Source organism: Oleiphilus sp. HI0128 (genome assembly GCF_001635365.1).
Window position 1 is genome coordinate 1 of the sequence record NZ_LWGG01000785.1, and the last position, 6,958, is coordinate 6,958.

Genomic DNA, 6,958 nt, shown 5'->3' on the forward strand with positions numbered 1-6,958 from the left:
TAGAGGAAACTGAGGAAGACTCAAGTTTCATGCTCGGAGCCAATGGTTGGGTTGAAGTATCAGACAAAATGTTGGTTGAGGGTACGCCAGGTGTTACAGCTAATGTGGTTGCAAAGGATGCAAGCGATAACATTTTAGCGAACTGGCAAGTAACGCCATTCTCTGCGAATGTTACGGAAGAGCCAATGTTTGGTTTGATCCCTCGTGAGTGGAGTGAAGAAGGCCTAACAGCGCCTGAAGAAGTCTTTGCAGGTAGTGAGGTCTTGGCTTTGGGGATACATGCTGTGTCGCAGTTGGATGTTTATGAAGTTCGCTGCGGGGGAGCACCTGATGATGGTCCGGCAGACGGTACCGCACCAACGATGGCTTGTCATAATGCAATGGAAACAGATGACGGTACGGGTAGCCCTGTGTTAGCCGATTCGTTAGGTGACATTATTTATGAAGCAGACTCTTCAATGACAGAGAAATGGCAGGGTATGCCAGCGGGTTACTCTGATGAAGGTGAAGTTTTTGCCTACCTAACGGGTGCCGACACAAGTGGTGATGAGGGTACAAGTGGTGATGTCAGCTTCTATATCTATGACTGGGATAGCGAGTCGCTTGAAGCACTCGATCACTCTTCAAGTTGGACGATAGAGGACCCATTAGGTGATGATACGAACTTGGTGATTTCTTTCGCTTTACCTACAGAGCTTGGTAAAGAGTTTGGTGATGAAATGCCTGATGCTGTGATTGCTTCAATGATCGAAGACTCATCCGACAGTCAGCTCTATGTTCGTACTGGGCATTTCCGCGAAGCAGGTAAGCACCATTATGATAGTGGCTTGAATGGTCCGGCGATTGAGGAGGTTCAGGGTAACTTTAGCTATATTCCTCCAGAGCCAGACTCAGACCACGATGGAGTTGTAGACAGTGAAGATAACTGTATCGATGTGCCAAACCCCGACCAGGCAGATACGGGTGGCGATGGTGTTGGAGATGCCTGTAGTGGCAGTGGTTCTGAAGACGGTGTATTCACAGCTGAGAATGTGGTTGGTCACTTTGCAATCACCTTCCCAGAAGGTGACACCGAGCCTGAGAGCCAGGCTTTCTACAAAATACGAGATGATGGTACGGGGACAGTTTTCTTTGAAGACGGTCCTGCAGAGGGAGAAGAGTTTACCTGGTTAATCGATGGTGAAACCTTAGTCTTGGAAATTACTACTGCTACCGGTTCTCATGACTGGGATGAATATACGCTGACTTCCGGGTCTGTGGACTATGGGAGTATTCGTGCGGTAATCGATGAAGGTAATGATTCCAGTATTGAATATGACGGCCCTGCACAGTGGATGCGTGATATGGGAACTAGCGGCCCAGAAGCCTGTACCACAGGGGATGTCGAAAGTGGCGCGGTTGAAGCGGACTACGACCAAGCTGTCGAGGACTGTGGCGGCCTGGATAAGCTGCTAACGACAGAAGAAGTGAACGATACCGTTTGGTACAGCGAGCAAGATACGGTTGCTTTTGATAGCGGTGGAACCGGCAGCTTCGAAGACCATCACACTGGAACTGAATACACGACTACCTGGTCGATAGATTCTGGCTTTGTTCGCTTTACGGCGACAAGTGCTTCAGGAGTATTCTCTCGTAAGCTAGGCATCTTGTCTGATGGCTTCCCTCATATTTCTACCAAGTTCTTCCATGATGGTGAAGCTAATGACTACATTGCTAGCATGCTGTATGCAGTGAGTGAAGATGCGACTGACAGTGACTCAGACGGTATACCGGATGATATTGATAACTGTCCGACTGATGCAAACAGTGATCAGCAAGATAGCGACCATAATGGAATAGGTGATGCCTGTGATGGGGGAGACACCTCTGGTCATATGTTTACGGTAGAAGAACTTTCTGACCAAACTCGCTTTAATGTTTACTTCGACGATGCGCCAGATGATGGTGGCGACCCTTACTACATTATGGAGTCCATGACCTTTAATTCTGATGGCTCGTTTAGTGCTGAGCTAGATGACAATGCCTTGTCGCGCGGAGAATCACACTATTCAGGTGACTGGAGTATAGAAGCCGGGGACTTGGTTTTATCACTCAATGGAGGCACAGAAACAGAATATATTCACGCCTTTGGGGTCGATGATGAAAATGGTGCGCTACTGGTATGTTGGGGGTCTGTACCTTGTTCTGATGACACGGAATGGTTCTTTGATGGGCAACTATCAGCTGAATCCTTCTTGATGGCAATGAATAATGGTGGGACTGGTGGTACTACAGTCGAAGATGCTGACGGTGATGGTATTGTCGATCAGGAAGATGCGTTTGTTGATGATGCGACAGAGCAGTTTGATACCGATGGCGATGGTATCGGTGATAACGCCGATGCTTGTCCATATACAGCTGATACCACATGCGATGGCTCGGGTGTTCCTAATATGTCTGGTGAGTACCTACTTGCCTGGAGTGTTGACGGAACTAACCCAGATAACGAGATGCTAAATGACTCTGGTGATCAATGTGTTGCGGAAGATGAGTTATCAGGTTTTGCTTTGGTTCGAGTACAGCAGGAAGGAAACCAGGTTATTCTCAATGGAGGTGACGGCGAAGACGGCTGGATGTCGATTGGTACGATCGATACTAATGGCGATTTCTCTGTAGAAGAGCTTAATAACGAACCGGGTCGAAGCTTTGTACTATCAGGTAACTATGATGGTACGGGTATAGCTGGTGGGAGTTTTACGGATTCAGAGCAAAATGAAAGTGAAACCTTAACCTGTTCTTCTAACGGCACTTATACAGGCTCGGCACCCGTTGCCATTACCGAAAGCGATATTGATTCTACGGGGGCAACATGGTTTGAAATAGACTATGACCACGATGCTGCGGGCAATACTCAACTTGAGTTTGAATACGGAACAATAAGTGGTGAGCTTGAGACGCTATTTGAGTTAGACCCTGAAACTGGCATGTGGGTTGATCGTAGCTCAGAAGATATCGGTGCAGGAGAAATGTCGGTACTGACAGCCAATGGCATTGAAAGACTTGATGACCTGTTTATCATTGTCGGTTACGGTGCCGATGGATCAGAAACGCTTGGTGAGACCGCGAGAGTTGCAGCAAGCTTTGATGGTGATCCCAACGATGTTGTCGCGACGGATGTAGATTTGTCCGCCTTTGATGTCTCTGGTTTGCCAGTTCACTTAGCCTTTGGTGATGAAGCTTTCGATGCGGATGCCGTCTTTAGTGATGGCGCAGAGATCTTTGTTGCAGAGCTCAGCGCTGTTAACACTTCGTATATTTTCGAGTGTGATGCAGACTGGTCACCTTGGTTTGCTTCAAACCTTGATTGCGACAATGTGGTGCCAATAGGCTTTGTCGCTGAAGACCCTGATGAGGATGGTATTCATGATCCAATTCCAGCGACGTCTTTTGCTGATGTATTTTCGACCGCGGCAGAGCTACTTGCTCAGCCAGTGACGCAAGAAGTGTCTGATCGGGGGCTGTATATTGGTCATGGTTATGATCATGGTGGATCATTCCATATTCGTGCTTATCTTGAGTCGACTTCAGGTGACGGCAGTGGTTTGGACGGTGATCAAAATGCAGGGATTGGTTTTGTGAAAGTTTATGACCACTCTTCAGATGTATTCCATATAGCTGAACTGGCGATAAGCTCGACAACCATCGATTCACATCAAGTTATTTCTTTCGAGGTGCCTGAATTGGTAGCGAAGCTCGTTGATTTGGATAGTGAAGAGCGTCACCAGTTTATCTTTGTTGATAATTCCGAAACGGCAGGGCCGATTGTGCGCCGAGGAGGAGTACAGCTACAGGGCGCCGGTGATAAGGAACTGATGTTCAATAATGTAGCTTTTGAGGATCTGAAAGCGGCTGTCATCTTACCGGGTAATGGTGGCGGAACGGGCGGTGCTCCGGCTGGAGAGAATATCGGCCTTTGGCTACTTGATAACGGTGGCAGTGACTACCATGCAGTTGTCTTTTATGGTGATGCGAATTATATCGTAGGGCATACTGCAAACTCGGAATCCGATCCGGTTTATGGTGTGCTACCAACTTCTGCAGAGCATGGCACATATACATGGGACCCAACAAGCGGTGTTTTTGAACCAAATAAAGTTGGCGAAAGTGACGGTGATGGAGGGCTTGATAATGCCATTGGCGAGATGACCATGGTGATCGATGGCGATGTATTAACGTTCGATGATGATATAGGCCCGGATGAGCTTGTGCGAGGATACTCTGATACGAACCCACTAATTGGTGCCTGGCAGATACCTGAGCCGGGTAATATGAATATTCTGGTTTTTGTGGATGAAACTCGCTACATCATTATGCATACCAACAACGGAGAAGAGCATGATGTTGGTGTGATAGTGCCAACTTCAGCAGAGCACGGAACTTATACCTGGGATCAGGAAACAGGAGATTTCTCTGTTTCCGTGCTGGGTCAAAGCGACGGTGAGGGCGGTTTATCTCATCCTTCAGGTCTCGGTTGGAGCATGTCTTTAAATGGAGACGCGCTTAGCCTAGATGATGGTGAAGGTTCCTTTGTACTTCAGCGTGTGGGCGCAGATCCATTTGCTGCGGCAAGCAATAATGGAGTGGACTTCTCGGACTCTGCAACTCTGACGCAAGGGCAAGAGCTGGGAGTTCTGGGTTCTGGTCTCTTAAGAGAATGGTATGACGATGGCACTTCGACAGAGTATGAAGAATATTATGTATTTGACAGCTCAGGTAATACTGGACGATTCGTCTGGAGGCATGATGACGAAAGTGCTGGAACAACAGATACAGGTGATGAGGCAACAACTTGGTTGGTAGATAGCTCAGGTAATCTTGAAATTACTATTGCTGGTTTATCTGAAGTACATGACGTGGCATTAGCTGATTTTAGTGACTTGTTCAGGCCCGAAATTGTCGTCAAAAAGGACGGTATGATGGAAGGACCTACGCGTGCCGAGCTAATGGTGACTCAGTCTACCTTAGCCTCAGAAGTGCCTAGCCCTGTTGATTTGACGGCTGAGAGTGATTTATTGGGTACCTACTTTTTTGAACATAACCTAAGTGAGCAAATGATTTTTGCTAGCGGGGGCGTATTTTCAGAAGTATGGGATGGAGGTTCTGAGACAGGTTTAAGCTGGTCGCTCGATACTTCAACAGATGAAATCTTGATATGTTTTGAGGGCGGCGGTACATCAACTGTTGATTGCCCGGATAGTTCACTCGATTATGTTTATGTTGAATCAGTAACAGACGACACATCAAATGCAGATGATAACTCAGAAACAACAGAAGTATGGGGGTTCGCTGGCTGGTGGCAAGTTGATGCATCGACCGGATTAGGTTCCTTCTTCCGGGATAAAGCATTTAAACAGCCCTTACCTTAAAATGAAGTAAAAAAAGCCAGGTCAGCGACCTGGCTTTTTCGTATCTATACCTTCCGGCCAGACGATAGGCCTACTAAAGGCATTTACCCAGACTCTAACTAAATGGTCATCTAGGTGTTATTGACCTGTAAAACCTTAAAGCTATTATGGATAGTTCGTTTAAATAGTTATTAAGGGGGCCTTTGTGTCTGATAAAAAGAGCCAGAATCGTTTTTGGTTGATGCCGTTTGTAGCGATCATGCTACTGCTTAGTCAAATGAGTTTTGCAGCGGATCTTTGGGAAAAAGGGCGCCACTATAAAGAATTGCCTTACCCGGTAAAAACCGCAGACCCTTCTAAAATAGAAATACTAGAGCTATTTTGGTATGGCTGCCCGCATTGTTACGAATTTAACAATGACCACTTACCTGAGTGGGAGAAAAGCTTGGCGGATGATGTAGATTTCCGTTTAATGCCAGCAACCTTCCCTGGTTGGGTAGAGCATGCAAAAGCTTATTACGCAGCTGAGTTCCTGGGTGTGTACAAAGAGATGCACCAGTACTTATTCGATAAGATCGTATCGAACCCTAAGAAGTATAAAGACGTAGACGACATAAAAGTTTTGTTTATGGATAAAGGCATAAAGTCTGAAGACTTTGATAAGGTATTTGAGGCCAGTGGGTTTAGAAAGATTTCCAAGATAGATGAGGCGATCAAAAAAGCTCAAGACAAGATCAAGAAGTTGCGTATTACAGGTGTACCGGCTTTGATTGTTAATGGCAAATACAAAATCGGTGTTCGTGACGCAGGCAGCTTTGGCAATATGGTAAAGATTGCGAATTATCTGGTTAATAAAGAACGAGAAGCTAAGAAGAACTAGTGCCGGATTTGTCGTTTTTAAGAATGGGGTGATGAGCCCCATTTTTTTTGCCTTGAGAAAATCATAAGGGCCGCTTATGCTGTTGTTAAGGCCGATTAATGTGGTAATGAATAGTCGTCGTGAAACAGGGTAATTCTAGTTTATGTATCAACGAATCAAACATCGTATCAGTGAACTGATTACGCCGATCAATGAGTCGCTACAAAACGCAGCATCGCAACAGGTGCACCCTGAAGAACTGAAAAAGACCCCGTTTCTTGAAACAGACAAAACGATTCGACTATTAACCTTCAATATTCAAGTGGGTATTTCCACCTCTTCCTACCGTCACTATCTGACACGTAGTTGGCAGCACGTTTTGCCTCACAAAAAGCGGCAAGACAATCTGGATAAAATTGCTGAGCTGATTAGTCAGTACGATATGGTGGCTTTGCAGGAGGTCGATGGCGGTAGCTTGCGCAGCGGATTTATTAATCAGGTCGAATACCTTGCGAGTAATGCAGGTTTGCCGTTTTGGTATCAGCAGTTAAATAGAAATTTTGGTCCTGTAGCAAAGCATAGTAATGGCTTGTTAAGTCGTTTCCGGCCAATCAAGGTTGAAGAGCATCGCTTGCCTGGCTTAATACCTGGCCGAGGCGTGATTGTTGCCGAGTACGGAAAAGAGGAAGATCCGATCGTATTGGTGATTATGCAC

At 46.2% G+C, this 6,958-nt stretch carries 3 protein-coding genes; all 3 read left to right on the top strand.

Annotated features, from left to right (window positions below):
• The first annotated feature begins 29 nt into the window (after positions 1-29).
• Positions 30-5,405, top strand: coding sequence for a thrombospondin type 3 repeat-containing protein (locus A3763_RS11160; protein ID WP_156495050.1), 5,376 nt, complete (start codon positions 30-32; stop codon positions 5,403-5,405).
• Positions 5,406-5,589: 184 nt separating this feature from the next.
• Positions 5,590-6,264, top strand: a complete 675-nt coding sequence (locus tag A3763_RS11165) for a thiol:disulfide interchange protein DsbA/DsbL (protein WP_082865026.1) — start codon at positions 5,590-5,592, stop codon at positions 6,262-6,264.
• A 142-nt stretch (positions 6,265-6,406) separates the two neighbouring features.
• The coding region (locus A3763_RS11170; protein ID WP_369823109.1) for an endonuclease/exonuclease/phosphatase family protein at positions 6,407-6,958 on the top strand (552 nt) is incomplete at its 3' end.